The 15,855-nt window shown below is 57.5% G+C and carries 12 protein-coding genes; 5 read left to right on the top strand and 7 right to left on the bottom strand.

Annotation, left to right across the window (positions count from 1 at the left end; translation table 11 throughout):
• Positions 1 to 162: 162 nt before the first annotated feature.
• The 4 genes from CL546_RS03845 to CL546_RS03830 form a co-directional block, all read right to left on the bottom strand.
• Positions 163 to 2,910, bottom strand: coding sequence for a peroxidase family protein (locus tag CL546_RS03845; protein ID WP_290493103.1), 2,748 nt, complete (start codon positions 2,908 to 2,910; stop codon positions 163 to 165).
• 263 nt (positions 2,911 to 3,173) lie between these two features.
• Complete coding sequence (locus CL546_RS03840) at positions 3,174 to 5,804, bottom strand: LuxR C-terminal-related transcriptional regulator (RefSeq protein WP_290493102.1); 2,631 nt, start codon at positions 5,802 to 5,804, stop codon at positions 3,174 to 3,176.
• Between the two features lie 361 nt (positions 5,805 to 6,165).
• The gene (gene folE2, locus CL546_RS03835) at positions 6,166 to 7,125 is read right to left on the bottom strand and encodes a GTP cyclohydrolase FolE2 (RefSeq protein ID WP_230457703.1); all 960 of its coding nucleotides are present in this window, start codon (positions 7,123 to 7,125) and stop codon (positions 6,166 to 6,168) included.
• Positions 7,126 to 7,300: 175 nt separating this feature from the next.
• Positions 7,301 to 8,212 (bottom strand): tetratricopeptide repeat protein, encoded by a 912-nt coding sequence (locus tag CL546_RS03830; RefSeq protein WP_290493101.1) that lies wholly within the window; start codon positions 8,210 to 8,212, stop codon positions 7,301 to 7,303.
• Positions 8,213 to 8,408: 196 nt separating this feature from the next.
• Between CL546_RS03830 and dctP the strand changes: the two genes are divergently transcribed.
• Positions 8,409 to 9,431 (top strand): TRAP transporter substrate-binding protein DctP, encoded by a 1,023-nt coding sequence (dctP, locus tag CL546_RS03825; RefSeq protein ID WP_290493100.1) that lies wholly within the window; start codon positions 8,409 to 8,411, stop codon positions 9,429 to 9,431.
• A gap of 101 nt (positions 9,432 to 9,532) precedes the next feature.
• Here dctP and CL546_RS03820 read toward each other — a convergent pair whose 3' ends face one another.
• Positions 9,533 to 10,813, bottom strand: a complete 1,281-nt coding sequence (locus CL546_RS03820) for a TRAP transporter large permease (protein WP_290493099.1) — start codon at positions 10,811 to 10,813, stop codon at positions 9,533 to 9,535.
• Positions 10,814 to 10,864: 51 nt separating this feature from the next.
• Positions 10,865 to 11,449, bottom strand: a complete 585-nt coding sequence (locus tag CL546_RS03815; protein WP_290493098.1) for a TRAP transporter small permease — start codon at positions 11,447 to 11,449, stop codon at positions 10,865 to 10,867.
• A gap of 357 nt (positions 11,450 to 11,806) precedes the next feature.
• Between CL546_RS03815 and CL546_RS03810 the strand changes: the two genes are divergently transcribed.
• The 4 genes from CL546_RS03810 to CL546_RS03795 all read left to right on the top strand — a co-directional run bounded on the left by CL546_RS03810 (position 11,807) and on the right by CL546_RS03795 (position 14,748).
• The gene (locus tag CL546_RS03810; RefSeq protein WP_290493097.1) at positions 11,807 to 12,343 is read left to right on the top strand and encodes a MarR family winged helix-turn-helix transcriptional regulator; all 537 of its coding nucleotides are present in this window, start codon (positions 11,807 to 11,809) and stop codon (positions 12,341 to 12,343) included.
• Between the two features lie 4 nt (positions 12,344 to 12,347).
• Positions 12,348 to 12,890 (top strand): diaminobutyrate acetyltransferase, encoded by a 543-nt coding sequence (gene ectA, locus CL546_RS03805; protein WP_063519883.1) that lies wholly within the window; start codon positions 12,348 to 12,350, stop codon positions 12,888 to 12,890.
• A gap of 61 nt (positions 12,891 to 12,951) precedes the next feature.
• On the top strand, positions 12,952 to 14,256 hold the full coding sequence (ectB, locus tag CL546_RS03800) for a diaminobutyrate--2-oxoglutarate transaminase (protein WP_290493162.1): 1,305 nt from the start codon (positions 12,952 to 12,954) through the stop codon (positions 14,254 to 14,256).
• A 93-nt stretch (positions 14,257 to 14,349) separates the two neighbouring features.
• Complete coding sequence (locus CL546_RS03795) at positions 14,350 to 14,748, top strand: ectoine synthase (RefSeq protein ID WP_007149683.1); 399 nt, start codon at positions 14,350 to 14,352, stop codon at positions 14,746 to 14,748.
• Positions 14,749 to 14,934: 186 nt separating this feature from the next.
• On the opposite strand, the gene CL546_RS03790 is transcribed toward CL546_RS03795, so the two are convergent.
• Positions 14,935 to 15,855, bottom strand: a 921-nt coding sequence (locus CL546_RS03790; protein ID WP_290493096.1) for a DcaP family trimeric outer membrane transporter, incomplete at its 5' end; no start/stop codon positions are given.

The following is a 15,855-nucleotide window of genomic DNA, read 5'->3' as shown; positions in this document are numbered from 1 at the left end:
ATCAACTTATACAGATAACCAAGCCCCAGCTCAAACAGAGCCGCCATAATCCGTTCTCACGCGCCAATACAACCCTGAGGCCCGGGCAGCAGACACAAAAAAAGCCCGGGGGACTTGCGTCGCCCGGGCTTGAGGGGGTGTAACTCTGTTTATCGCTCTCCCTTAGCGATCTTCGTACCGTTGGTGCTTGAAGAAGATGCCGGTGTCACCGAACTGGGACAGGGTGAACGGGGATGCCATGACCAGCTCGCCGACTTTGGTAGCGCTGTTGCGGCGCTCGCGGGCGTAGCGTGCGGTCACCCAGGGCCAGATGGACGTTTTGATGGACTTGGAGGTCGCGTAAACGTCATACACCTTGGTCCCGGGATTCAGGGCGGTCAGGTCATCACGGAAATCGTGGGGCGCGGTGCTGATGGAATTCTTCAGATCACCGTTGGGCACGAAATAAACCTGTGACGGGGTGTTGGCATTGCTCACCGGGGAACCATCCTGGTTCACCTTCGCCATGTCACTCATGACGACCAGCGTCGGCTTTCTGGACACCAGCGAGAACAGCGTCGTTGTGCCAAGAGTTTCGTTCACTTCAGGCTGTACGTAGTTGGACAGTTCATTGGCAAAGATATTGTGGTTATCGCCCTGCCCGCTAAGGGTATAGAGCGCAGACACGTTCTCGGAACGCTTGCCGTCCACCATCAATTTCAGCGCCAGCCCCGGTGCAAAGCCACGGTCCGACGGATCGCCAGTCACAGATAGCCGCAGCAGGCCGTGATCTGCCCCCTGGAACAGGCCGGTGTAGCCATGGCCTGCCGTCGGCACGAACTGCACCTTGGCCAGCGCACCGCGAGGGTGAATCGGCTTGCTGTATCCCGGCGGGCTCACGTCGGTGACATCCTGCACTTTCTTCCACAGGACGGAGTTGATCAGGCCACCAATATCGATGGGTTCGATGGCCGGTACTTCACCGTCTTCGTAGCTGGTACGCAGGGCGCCGTTGACCCACAGGTGGTCCTGTTTCGCCTGGGCAGACCAGGACTGATAGTCCTCGGGAATTTTCAGGCCCCAGGGTTTGAAAGCGTTATCCATGCCTACCAGACTGCTGGCCAGGTTCGGGTAGTGGCGACGAATAATGTCGACCATGGTGTTCTCTTCTACCCAGTCGATCCCTTCAGCGGTGTAGACCTCGTCGGTGTAATCGGTGGTAAAGAAGCGGTCGGTCATCAGGCGACGTGACGCATTGAGGATGAAAATCTGGAAAGACGTTTCCCCGAAGCCGAAGCCTTCCGGGCGAGTCTCTTCTGCCAGCTGGCCCACCAGCGTATCGATCATTTCGATATCGTTGTTGTATAGCGCTTTAAGGTCTGCCACCAGCTGCGGATCACTGGATAACTGCTCGAAGCTGGTAAGCGGCTTGAGGCCGATCTGGCGACGGAACTCGTTATAACGGGGCACACCGCGTTCGCGGTCGCGCAGTACGTCGATGGCCGCCATATCAATGTCGCCAATCAGCGGCATGGACAGGTTGCGCAAGAAGTCCGGGTAGTTGTTCAGTGTCAGCGCGCCCGGGTGGGTAATACCGAAGGAGTACCACAGGCGATCCTGGCCCACGTCGGTCAGCAGATCTTCCGCGTCACCGTTACGGGTATCCTGAAGCAGAATTTCTTCGTCCACCACGTTGGAGCCGATGTCATAGACCTTGATCTCATCACGCAGCAGCGGGTGCATGCGATACACGGAGACAAACTCTTCGGTGAGCGTGTAAGGCACGCCGTAGTTGTTCGGGGTGCGCGAACCCACCAAGCCAGCCAGGGCGTGTTCGATGGAGCTGGTATCGCCCTGCCCCAGATCGTTATCGATACCGAGCAGGTTGAAGATGCCGCCCAGTTCACCCAGGTTGTTGTTCAGCTCGTCCAGGTCATCCTGGAATTTGTCGCGCTTGTCACGATCACCGCCAAGGCCCCACCAGTTGGCGTACATGGCGCGCTCGAGCACCGGGTTGGCAAGAATCGCCGGAGTCCATTCCACAGTGTGGATTTTGGCCATCAAGGCAGCATTGATCAGCCGGGCGTGATCGTAGATCCACTGATCTGTAGCACCTGGGTTGTTCGCCTTGAGCATGTCCGCAATGGCGTTGTGCTCCTGGGTGAACAGGTGGTGCAGCATGCTCAGACCCACCCACCAGTTTTCATTGAAACCGGTAACGGGTTTGCCACTGAGGAAGTCTGTGGGCAAGCGGCCATTACTGTCGACTTTCAGCTTACCGTCCACAAAGGAACGGACTTCGTCGTTGGTTTCCTTGTCGCTGCCGTACAGCTGCGACCCATCCCACCAGTGGGTGTTGATGTTTTCGTAGGTCACCAGGGATTCATCGCCAGTGACACTCGGGTCCGGGCGGGTACGCTGTACGGACATGGTGCCGGACCCCAGCACATCGCCCGCCGGCAACGGGAATTCGATCGGGTTGGCATCGGTACGCGGGCCATGATCGAACCAGTCGTGGACCATGAACTGGATCCAGGACGTGGCAATGAAGTTCAGGGTGGTGGCGGGTTTGAAATCGCCGCCCCGGGACATGATCAGGTTACTGACTTCCCGCGGGTTCGGCGTCAGCAGGTTGCCGCTTTCCGATTCCGCAAAGGACGAGGCGGGGTCCACGTTGCGGCCAAAGTTCACATTGGCAGAGCCTTCCGCCGGATTGTCCAGGATATTACAGGTGCCGTCTTCGGTACGGGCCACGTGGCTGCGCTCATCGCAGACGATACTGGCGTTTTTTTCACCCCAGCTTTCCATGTCGAACATATTGTTTTCGAGCAGATCTTCCCGTTGGCCGGCAAGAACCAGCAGGGCGCCCATGACACCAAGTGAACCAAACTTGGTCAGGGCTGGCCAGGTAACCCAGGGGGACATAGCCATGATAAACCTCCGTCGTTTTTGTTCTCGGGGTATGTCTGATAACAACGACGGCACTCTAGCAACGGGGCCAACCCCTCCACCCCCTCCCCCGGGAGGGGGAAGGAGGGGGAAAACGAAAAAGCGCGAACGGGTTCAAGGTTTGGGGGATCGCATCAACGGCCCCTGTAGGAGCGGCGCTTGAGCCGCGAACCGAGCGTAGCGAGGAAGTGCTTTCCCAAGTGCGTTTCGCGGCTCAAGCGCCGCTCCTACGGGGCCTATAAAGGTTAGCGCTGGGCAGCGCGCAGCACGGCTTCGGTCCGATTGGAGACACCCAGCTTGCTGTAGATGTTTTTCAGGTGCCATTTGGTGGTGGTGACAGAAACGCCGGTGCGTTCGCTGATCTGGGCATTGGTCATGCCACTTTGCAGCAGCTCGAAAATTTCGTTTTCCTTGGGGGTAAGGACGGAGTCCGGATCCACTTCCAGGGGATCACTGGCCGGGGTGGCGTTGAATACCGCCGGAAACAACCCGGTATAGAAATCCGGCAACAGCAACTGCCCTGCCGACCACAACCGATTCATCAACCCCGCCAGGCCTGGCGCTTCATCAAACACGGAACGATTGATGTTGAGCAGGCCATAGCGGGTGATCAACGCATCCACCTTGCGACTCTGCTCGGTGGCGGTGGCGGCTTTTGAGGTAAGCACCAGCAGGTTGGCCTCGATGATGGAAGCCCGGGTCTTGATGCCCGCCCCTTTCACCACGACCAACAACCGGCACAACAGTGTTTCTGCCTCCGCATTACGGCCATGGGCCATCAGCCAGTACACTGCGGCCAGCCCGCGCCGCTCCCAGCTCTGGCTATACATGGACGCTTCACCCTCGAGGTTTTCCTCCACCCAGGCCGCCAATTCAAAACGGTCCACTACCACATCCAGTCGCTGCCAGTTGCCGGTGAGTAACGCCTGGCGCGTCATCTCCAACACCGCCATGCTCACAAAGCGCTCATAATTCCCCAGCTGCAAAATGCCCAACAGTTTCTCCAGCATCCGCTCGGCGCTTTTCTGCTTTCCCTGCAGATGCTGCAGCCGTGACAGGGTGAGATAAACGGTGGATATCACTTCTGTCGCGGAAGCAGACGAGACCATGGGCAGCAAGTCTTCACATACCTGCTGTGCCTCCTCCAGCCGGTTCTGGTCGTATAACACCACTACCATGCCGGTAGCCCATAGCGACCAGGTAGGGCAATCCCTGCGGGTGTTGTTAAAGTTCTCGACGATGAAGGCCACCGCTTCTCCAATGTGGCCAAGCTGCTGGTTGGCCAACGCAGTGATCAAGCCGGCATAGCCTGCCGTAAAACGCTGCCCCAACCGCAACAACACATCCCGGGCCTGGGAGGAAAAGGCCAGCGCGGACTCCAGGCGACCATGCTGCAAGTGGTAATAGGCCACCATGGCCAGCGAGAAGGCACGGATATCCCGGTGGCCGCTGCTTTCCATAAGCAACGAAAGATTAGCCCCTTCCATGAAGTCGGTATCGTGCTGGAATAACTGCAAATGCAGCTCCAGAAAATCCACCGTCTGGCTGTGATGGTATCGAGCCTCCTTACCGGAAAAGTCCTGCTCCTTGAGCGCATCAAGATAATACCGGGCGCGAAAGAAACGCCGTGACAGGGTCAGCGTGCTGATCAGGGGAGCCGCCAGCTCAAGGCGGCCCAGTATGGTTTCATCGTCCAGAGTTTCCGCCCATTCAAGAATGTGGCTGGAATACCCTTCCTGCAGCCAGAACTCGAAACTTTTTTCCAGACAGTTACCGAACAGCGCGGCATCACCGGTGCGCCAGGCATGCCAGACAGCCTGTTCAAAATTGCCAGTCTTGATGAAGTAACGGGTCGCCCGCCGGTGAATCGGCACAATGCAGTCGGGCATTTCGATTTTCAGCCGGGCCTGGAGAAAATCCCGCAGCAAGGCGTGATAGCGATAGCTGGCCGGCTTGCCTGGCACCGGCACCAGAAAAAGCTCCCGGCTGGTGAGTTCATCAATCAACCGTGCGGACTGGCGGGTTTGCAGAATTTCATCGCCAAGCTCGGCGTTGACGGTCTCCAGCAGGGCACTTTGCAGGAACAAGGTGCGCGCAGAGTCCGGCAGCCCCTTGAGCACCGCATGTCCAAAATAATCCATGATTTCCGGCTGGCTGGCGTTAAAGTCCTGCAGGGTCTGCATGCCCGACCGAATCCCTGCCAGCAGGGCAATTTTCACCCCGGCCACCCAGCCTTCGGTAATCGCCATCAGGTGATCCAGTGCCTGCTCTTCCAAAGCCTCACCGCCCAGGCGTTGATTCAGTTCGCTCACTTCGCTGCGCCGCACTTTCAGGTCAACAGCACTGATCTCCAGCACCTTGTCGTCCAGCCGCAGCCGGCTGACGTCAAACAATGGCTGGGTGCGGCTGGCAATAATCAGGTGCACGTTATCGGGCGGGTCTGCCAGCAAGGTGGCGATGACGCTGAGCGTCTCTTCGCTCTGGATATGCTGAAAGTCGTCGAACACGATAAACAGCGGCAGCACCACTTGCTGCAGGGCGTCATACAGTGAGTCAGCAATGGAAGACGGTGGCAATTCGGACACGTCGAAGGGCATAAACCAGGAGGTATCAAACGCCGGCACTGCGGCCCGGGTCTTCTCTGCGAAACGGCGCAAGAACCGCACTGGATCATCATCGGCGCGCTGCAACCCCATCTGCACCACATGGTGCTCACCAGGCTGCGCCTCCCACTGGTTCAACAAGGTGGACTTGCCGGCACCGGCGGGGGCCAGCAACAGGGTCAACGGCACCCGGTTCGACTGGTTCAGAAGGGTGACAAGGTCTGCACGATAAAACCGGCCACTCAGGGGCCGGGGCGTCTCCGAGCTGGGCATAGCAATCGCTTCCTGGCGTTTTTTATTATTTTTCAGTGAGTTAGCACATTCCCGCGCGCACTCTGGGTGTTTCTTTAATAGGCAATTTAGCGGATAGCGGCACGGCATACGCGTACCGGGTTCGCATTTCACTTGGACGTGGGTGCAATGTCGTAGCCGCGTAGCGAAGAAGACAAGCAGGGTGTAGCTACTGCGTCAGGCTCCGGGCGTTAGGCGTCAGGCCTGTACCTGCAACCACAAAAAAGCCCCCTTCCCGACAAAAGGAAGAGGGCTTTTTTGAATTATCCGCGATAACGATGACCGCTACGCGAAATCTTTCTTTGCGTGCTGCATGAAGCATGTTACGTGCAGCGTCTCTCAATCAAGGAATCGGCAGGTATCCACCATCTACTTCCTTGGTCACAATCGCCACCGCGTTGTGGGCGTGCAGGCTTTCCAGGTGGTTCACACGCAACCAGAAATCCTTGTAGCAGGACTGCGGGTCCAGCGCGGTCTTCAGGCGGCGGGCCGCATCTTCACAGAACATCAGGTTTTGCCCGTTCAACAGCGCAAATTCCTGTTCGTCCACACGCTTCACTGCCGTTTGTACCGGGGTTTTCAGGGCCCCTTCAATGGAATCAATCAGCGCCGTGATCGGGAAGGCATCGCCTTCGGTGTGATCCAGCAGCACGCGCACTTGAGCGATGGAACGCTGGCTGTGCGGAGTGGCCAGTACGCCCTCTTCCGTGCCCAGCCATTCGAACACCGCGTCCGCATCCACTTTGCCTTCAGCGAAGTCCTTGCGGAACTGCTCCTGAATCAGCTGGCGGGACAACGCCGCCGAGCAGGGGCAGGTGGACGAGTACGGCACTTCCACCGACAGCTCGATACGCATGCCGTCTTCGCACAGGGTGCCCTTGATGCTTACCGGGTAGCTTTTCCAGCCGGAATAGCTGCTCTTCAGTGCCGCACGGCGCATGGAATATTCAAAGTCGAGCTGCACGAAGCCACGGGTACTGAGGCCTTCATGGGTCTGCAGGAAGTTACGCAGCAGTTGCTCGATGGAGCCGGCACTGACCGAGTGATCACCAAAGGTTTCTTCCAGCATCAGGAACAGGCGCGACATGTGAATGCCCTTGGCATCCGCATTGGCCAGGTTCACATAGGCCTGAATAGAGGTGCTCACCGGGCGCTCGCCTGCCAGGGTATCGCTGACGCGGGCTGGCAAGTGGATCTCACTCATGCCCACCCAATCCAGGGTCGTGTGGATATGATCCACCATGGAGTTGGACGCCACATCCGGCATCTGTTTGGTGCTACCGGCACCGTTGTCACGAGTCATGGGATTCTCCATAGGGGCACTGAAAACAGCCAGGATAAGGCTGCCCAGGTGAACGAAACGGTAATCCGTTCGTCATCGCCCGCTCATACAAGGGGGGCAAGTCTAGCAGAAACTGTCCCGCAAATTGACCATTTACGGGCGCAGGTTTCGCTATAACCGCAACAGAAAGGGACTATCAGGCAGAAAAGCCCGAATCTTCGTCGCTTCCGACCAATTCCAGGAAGCGAGGCAGCTCGCGCAGGGGCTCGAACATTTCTTCGCTACGGGCGTGGCGACGCAATGTTTCTGAGGTCTGAATGGCGGCGGCCAGGTCGGTCAGGGCGTTCTCGATTTCTCCCAACCCGGACCAGGCGCAGGCCCGCTGGTACAGGGCATGGGAGTTCTCCTCGTCCACTTCCAGCACCCGGTCGCACAGGCTCAGCGCCCAGCGCTGCTCGCCCAGCTCCAGAGCGGCATCGGCCTTCCAGGCCAGCGCTTCCGGATCATCCGGGCGCAATTCCAGAATCCGGTCATAGAGTTCGATCTTGGCCTGAGCGCTGGGCTCCTTGGTGGCCTTGAGCCACAGGCTGTGAATGTCGTTGGTGCGCTCGATTTCTTCCTGGTTCTCGGCAATGGACAGGGATTTGCGGCGCAGCTCACGCTCCAGATCGGCCAAACGGGACTCATACTCGCTGGTGAGGCGAGCCATTTCCTTTTCCGCGTATACCCGCACGTTGTCCTTCAGGTCACGAATGGTGGACCAACCGACCAGCGCGAGAATCGAGGCGGCGCCGGCGATCAGGTAGAAGAAGTAGGTGACCGTGTTGGTGGCGTACCCCATGGCCTTGTCCGCCACTTCCAGCTCCCGGTCGGTGACCAGCAGGTTCATCTGGTTGCGGTATTCCATCATGTCCTGGCGCAGGGAACGCAGCTCACCGAGGATCCAGTTTTCCCGGAACTGGGAAATCACCGGCCCTTTTTCGATCTCGCTCTGGGCCTCCGCTCTTGGCGCTTGTTCAGGCGAAGCGGGCTCCTGTTCTGCCCAGAGACTGCCAGCCAGCGCTAACAACATGCCCAATAGACCGGTACGCAGAATGTGTCTGATCAATGCCTTGCCCTCTCAATCGCCTTTTGCCTGTGCCTTTCCCGCCAGGAAAACTCGCACAGACGGGAACACACCGGGAAACATTGCCTATGGTCGCATCAAGCCTGCCGAGGTACCAGCGTTGCAGGCTGCTCCCTTGACAGCCTGACCCCGATGCAATGTAGTGAATGCCACCCACAAGCAATATCAAGGTAAAGGCATGCGACTTAATCGATTTATTTGCGCCGCTACTTTTGGCTTTCTTGCCGCCACGACCACCACCGTTAACGCTGACACCTGGCGTTTCGGCCTGGAGGAAATTGAAGGCAGTGTTCAGCACAGTTACGCCGAACGTTTCAAAGCGCTGGTGGAAGAAAAAAGTGACGGGGAGATTGATGTTCAGCTTCTTCCCTATGGCAAATGGGGCTCCAGCTACTCCGCGTTATACGACGCGATTCAGGGCGGCGCCATTCAGCTTGGTTTCGGTTCCGGCGCCCTGGGCGGCACCGTACCGGAAAGCCAGCTGCTCAACCTGAACTACATCATGCCCAGCGATCAATGGGTAACCGCACAAGGCCTGAACAGCGACACCTTCCTGAAGAGCAAGGCGTGGCAGGAATCGTTCCGCAAGCGCAGCCTGGTGCCGCTGGCGGCATTGCCGGAAGGCTATCAGGTGTGGACCACCAACAAGGCCATCAACACCCCGGATGACATCGAAAACCTGGGCATCCGCGTGATGGACAACAGCCTGCTGCGGGCCACCTACAAGGCCTATGGCGCCTCCCCCACCTCTATTGCCTACGGCGAGCTGTACAGCGCGCTGCAGCAAGGTCAGGCGGAAGGTAACATCCAGCCGGTGTTTGCCCACGAGGAAATGGCGTTCTACGAAGTACAGGACTACATGATCTTTGCGCAGCAGTCCCAGTTCGTGGCCACCCTGATCGGTAACGCCGACTGGTACGACGGCCTGTCTGCGGACCAGCAAAAAATGATCGACAACATCACCAAGACCCTGGTGCGTGAAGGTCATGATATCCAGACCCAGTACAACGAAGAACGGCTGGAGACCATCAAGAAGAAGAGCGACATCAATATTGTTGAACTGACTGAGGCCCAGCGTGATGCCTTCCGCAAGAAGGCCAAACCGGTACGTCAGATCTACATTGATGAAGTGGGCGCACGGGGTGAGCAATCACTCAATGCCCTGCTGTCCGCCTTCGACGAGGCCGCCAAGGGACAGTAATTCCCCCGGTAGCCGAAAATGAAAAAGCCCGGCCTGTTGGCCGGGCTTTTTTTGTGCCGCTCTGCGGCCACAATAGGGGCACGCAGGCTGCTAACAGCTAATCAGCCGCCCAGTGCCGGTAACCACAGTGACAACTGCGGGAACAGAATCAGAATGAAGGTCGCTATCAGCAACATGAAGATAAACGGCGGCGTACCGCGTATCACCTCCAGATAGGGGCGACGGAATACCGCGATGGCGGTGAAAATATCGCACCCGAACGGCGGCGTGGCCGAGCCGATGGCCGCCTGCAAGGTAACAATAACACCCACGTGGATCGGGTCCAGGTTGGCGGATTCGATCAATGGCTTGAAGATCGGCACCAGAATCAGGATCACCACGATGGGGTCCACGAACATGCAGCCAATAAAGAATGCCACGGCGATCAACGCCAGCGCCGCCACCTGATTCTGGCCAATGGATTCAATGGCCGGCCCCAGCAGCTTCTCGGGAATTCCGGCAGTCCCCAGGGTGTGAGAAAACGCCGCACCAATGGCCACCAGAATAAAGACCACAGCGGTGATCATCCCGGAGGACAACGCCAGCCCTCCCAGGTCCTTCACGCTGACCTTGCGGAAAATCACCACTTCCAGCAGCAAGGCATAGGCCACCGCGATGGCCGACGCCTCCACCGCACTGAACAACCCGCCATAAATGCCGCCGACCACCAGAATCGGGAACCCCAGTGGCAAGATCGCCCCCCGCATGGCCTTGAAACGCACTCCCCAACTGGCCCGCTCCTCCGGCTCAATACCTTTGAGCCTGGCGCCAATCCAGCAATAAACGGAGAACATCAACAGCACCAGCAAGCCAGGCAGAATACCCGCCAGGAACAAGTCGCCAATGGAGGTCTTCATCACCACGCCATAAACGATAAAGCCAATACTGGGCGGAATCAGCAATGCGATATCACTGGCATTGATAATCAATGCCAGTGCAAAGCTGTCGGAATAGCCCTTGGCCAGCAGGCGCGGGCGCATGGGCCCGCCCATGGCCACCACCGTAGCCTGGGTGGAACCGGACACGGCACCGAACACGGCGCAGGACGCCGCCGTGGTAATCGGCAAACCGCCACGCAGGTGCCGAGTAAAGGCATCCACCAGATCCAGCAAGCGGTTGGCAGTATGCCCCTTGGTAAGGATGTCCGCCGCAAAGATAAACATGGGCACCGCCGCCAGCACCCAGCTACCCACCCCATTGACCATCCAGGTGATGGCCTGGTCCGGGCCGAAGAAAGTCAGCCCGGTGAACATCATGAATAATGTCCCCACCGCCAGCGGCACCATCATGGGATACCCCATCATCAGCAACACCAGCATGATCACAGCCAGAATGATTAACACAGCGACAACCCCCTCATTCAGCAGCACTCACAGCAAAAAAACGGCTACGCATCAGCGCTGGCCATCCTGATCATCCACAGCCGCCGCTTCCAGCGGCACCGCTTCATAGCTTTCCTCTTCGTTGAACGACCGCCAGACACCCTTTGATACCGCATTGCGGGTAAAAGTCAGCAGGTACTGGATGCCGGCCATGCTGAATCCTGCGGGCAGCGACAGGTAGACCAGCCACATGGGCACCTGCAGTGATGCACTCACCCGGCCGCGCTCCTGAATATCAAAGACGTACTGACCGGATTTCCAGGCGAAATAAAACATCAACACCGCCGTGCCCAGGCAAATCAGCATCTGCAGCCCCTTGCGCGCCTTGCCATTGAGCTGCTCATAGATAGCAGACATGCGAATGTGACGGGCATGGCGGGCCGCGTAGCCCAGCCCCACGAAAGTCAGTATCACGATCAGCATTTTCACCACTTCATAGGTGCCGGGAATCCCCTCATCAAACAGGGTCTGCCCCACCACATGGCCACTCATCAGCAGAGCCATGGCCAGAATGCAGCCACCGATAATGACGCGCTCAATCACGCCCAAAGTGCGGTCCAGCCAGGAAAGTACGAGAAGAAAGGAATCAATCATCATGGCAACGCCTATAAACACGACGACGAAAAACGGCCCCGGATTCGGGAACTGGAGAAGTCCTTTGTGACACAAAACATGTGCGATTGTCGAAACTGCGAGCCTTTCACCCTGGCAGGTCGTAAACCCCCGCAGAGCAAGGAATGCAGACGATATAGCCGGTCATGACACCGTCACCGCCCGGTATTTATTTTGACATCTAAATGTTTTATCTCTAAGATAGCCTACCACTTATCGCAAGGGATTACTCGCCATTGCCCTGTTTTGATGGAGATAGAATCTTTACATCTCAAAGGTGATTGCAGACAAACCATGTCTAATTTCGGTCACATTACTTTGTTATCAAGAGAATTTTCGGCAATGGCCAGACACGAAGACGTGCTAATCGCATTACGACAGATCATTCGCGCCACGGACCTCTACTCACGCAAGCTGAGCAAGGTATCCGGCCTGACATCGCCCCAGCTTCTCATCATGCAGGCGATTGCGGCGCACGGTGAGATGACCATGGGGGATCTGGCCAACGAGGTATCACTGAGCCAGGCCACCGTCACCACCATTCTCGACCGTCTGGAAAAGCGGGATCTATTGGGACGCAAGCGCGGCGAGCAGGATAAACGCCGTGTTTATGCCCACCTGACCTCCGCCGGCCTGGATATCATCGAGAAGGCCCCCACCCCGCTCCAGGACGAATTCATCGAACGCTTTGACCGCCTTGAGGATTGGGAGCAATCTTTAATTCTTAGCTCCCTGCAGCGGGTTGCGGCAATGATGAATGCCGGCGATATCGACGCCTCGCCGGTGCTGGATCTGGGGGCCATTGATCGCGCGCAACCGGCGGTAGAAATGAACAGCCGCCGGGACGCAAACTCTTTCTCCAAAACGGACCATAAGTGAAACCATGTCAGCAGACGATGCGAAAAAAACGGATTCATCCACCGACAAATCGGATGACATCACCTTTCGTAAACCTGAAAGCCAGGACGGTAGCCGGGTTCACAAACTGATCAGCGAGTGCAAGCCGCTGGACGAGAACTCCGTCTACTGTAACTTGCTGCAGTGCACCCACTTTGCCGACACCTCCGTGGCGGCAGAGATGGACGGGGACCTGGTCGGCTTTATTTCCGGCTACATCCCGCCCAAGCAGCAAAATGTCCTGTTTGTCTGGCAGGTAGCGGTGCACGAAAAAGCCCGGGGCAAGGGCTTGGCCAAGCGCATGCTGGCCGAACTGATCGAGCGCGAAGAAAGCACCGATGTTCAGTTCATTGAGACCACCATCACCCCGGACAACGAAGCCTCCTGGGGCATGTTCCGCAGCTTCGCCTACCAGCGCAGCATGCCCACGGAAGAATTTATTCTGTTCGATTCGCGCATTCACTTTGCCGGCGAACATAACGACGAATACCTGCTACGTATCGGCCCGTTCAATCGCGACGACGCGTAAACGCAACCCGAACCAGCGACCCTAATTCAAGCGAGGACCAGGAATCATGAGTACAGAAACCATGGATACAGACATTTTTGAAAGCCACGAATCGGAAGTAATGAGCTATGCACGTAGCTTTCCGGTGGTATTCGATCAGGCCAAAGGCAGCTATCTGTACGACGAAAATGGCAAGGAATACATCGACTTCCTGGCCGGTGCAGGCACCCTGAACTACGGCCACAACAACCCGGTCCTGAAAGAAAAGCTGCTGGAATACATCCAGCGCGACGGCATCGTTCACGGCCTGGACATGCACACCGCTGCCAAACGTGAGTTCATGGATGCCTTCTATGAAACGATTCTGAAGCCGCGCGATATGGATCACGTGATGCAGTTCACCGGCCCCACCGGCACCAACGCGGTGGAAGCGGCATTGAAAATTGCCCGTAACATCAAAGGCCGTGAAAACATCATCAGCTTCACCAACGGCTTCCACGGTGTAAGCCTGGGCGCGTTGGCCGCCACCGGTAACAGCCACCATCGCGGCGTCGCTGGCGTTACCATGGGCGGTGTAACCCCCATGCCGTACGATGGCTATCTGGGCGATGCCTTCGACACCACCGAATACCTGGACAAGGTACTGGGCGATTCCTCCAGCGGCGTTGACCATCCTGCGGCCGTCATCGTGGAAACCGTACAGGGCGAAGGCGGCATCAACGCGGCCAGCTTCGACTGGTTGCGTAACCTGGAAAAAGTCTGCCGCAAGCACGACATGCTGCTGATCCTGGATGACATCCAGGCTGGCTGTGGTCGTACCGGTTCTTTCTTCAGCTTTGATGACATCGGCATCAGCCCGGACATCATCACCCTGTCCAAGTCCCTGAGCGGCTATGGCCTGCCCTTCGCCATGGTACTCATGAAGCCGGAACTGGACCTGTGGAAGCCGGGCGAGCATAACGGCACCTTCCGTGGCCACAACCTGGCTTTCGTGACTGCCGCTGCAGCGTTGAACCACTACTGGCGCGATGACAAGTTCGCCAAGGAAGTGCAGAAGAAAGCGGACATCATTACCGACCACTTCCGCGCTATCGCCGCCAGCTACGATGATCACTGGTTCTACCTGAACGGCCGCGGCATGATGCAGGGCCTGGTAGCCCGCGATGGCGAAGTCGCTGGCGAAATCACCAAAGCCTGCTTCAAGCGTCAGCTGGTGATTGAAACCTCCGGTGCCGACGATCAGGTAATCAAGACCCTGTGTCCGCTGACCATCAGCGAAGAAGATCTGGTTCGCGCCCTTGAGATCGTCAAGGAAAGCGTCGAAGAAGTGATGACCGACCGCATCAAGCGCGGCGAAGCACACTCCGTGGCCAGTATCACTGCCTAACACGGCGGTTCACGCTCCCCCGCCTCCTTTTTCGGGAGAATGGGGGAGCGTTATTCCTCTCCCTTTCCCGATTTTTTAGCTCAGGAGTTATCCATGATCGTTCGCACTCTGGCTGAAGCCGAGAAGTCTGACCGCTGTGTGAAAGCCGAAAACGGCAACTGGCAGTCTGTTCGCCTGTCTCTGAAAGAAGACAAGATGGGGCACTCGTTCAACATCACCACCATCTTCAAAGGCACCAAGACCCACATCAAATACGCCAACCACTGGGAATCCGTCTACGTGATTTCCGGTAGCGGCAAGATCGAAACCCTGGATGACGGCAAGGTCTACGACCTGACCCCGGGCACGATCTATCTGCTCGACGAGCACGATGAGCATTACCTCTACGGTGGCGAAAACGAAGACATGGTCGTCGCCTGTGCCTTCACCCCGCCCCTGAGTGGCAAGGAAGTGCATGACGAGAACGGCGTGTATCCGGCAGATGTGGATTGATTCAAGAGACGTCTCATGCAGCACGCAACACGCTGCACGCCTAAAGAAAAAGGACGCTTCGGCGTCCTTTTTTGTGCCGCTTCGCGGCCGCAACATCCACCATGCTTCACGCCACACGCCAAACCCGCAATCAAAAGGAGCGCCGAAGCCCCCTTGCTTTTGCGTGTGGCGTGCAGCGCCTCTTATTCAGAACGCATACTTGGCGGTGAACTGCACGCGTTTGAGATTGCCGTCGTCCCCATTCTCGATTTCCCGGTCAGCATAGATCAGCTCGCCGCCGAGAGAGAGTGGCTTGGCTACCTGCCAGATCAGGTTGGCGTGCGCGCTTTGCACCCGCTTGCTGGTGGTCACCGCCACGGTATCGGGGTTATCCGCTTCACTGACTGAGACCGCAAAGTTGGAACGCCAGCGATCACTCCAGTGATGGCGCAACGCCAGCACACCGCTCCATTGATCGATCAGCTCGATACTGCCATCCGCCTCGATCTGGCCTGAGCGGAACGCGTTGAGCGTGGTGTAACGACCCAGCGCATTACCATAGTTCGCCTGAAAACGAATATCGTCCATGGCGCCCAGCATCATGCGGCCCGCCAGCGACAGGCCATAGCCATACTCGCTTTCATCCTGATCCACACCACCAATCGTATCTTGATAGGCCAGCTCACGCCCCATGGCAGAGACACTGACATTGCCCCAATCACCGGCAATGTTATAGCGCGCCACCAGGTCCGGCATGGCATTGTCGTCATAGGGGTTTTGTGCACCGCCATAGAGCGTCGTGGACGGGTTCTCAACCGCAAGCATCAAACCGCCGCTGGTATAACGAATCTGGGGCTGACGCTCAAACACCGTCCCCGCTGCACCAACAAAATCCAGCGTTTCCGGTAGCGCGCTCACATTAAAGAACGTGGACCAGGTCTGCCCGAACAACCACTTGTCCCACGTTAAATAAGCATGACGGATACGTGGTGCATAGCTGTTACTGATGCGCTCGTCACCGATATCGTTGGTCTGGAAATCAATCTCGATATGCCCCCGCACCATACCGGCGGAAGTCATGGTTTCACTCTTCAACCAGAAACGGCTTTGTTTGGCGATAAAATCCAG

Source organism: Alcanivorax sp., assembly GCF_002726155.1.
Classification (GTDB): domain Bacteria; phylum Pseudomonadota; class Gammaproteobacteria; order Pseudomonadales; family Alcanivoracaceae; genus Alcanivorax.
Note: the sequence above shows the minus strand (reverse complement) of the source record. Positions and strands in the feature narration are given on the sequence as shown.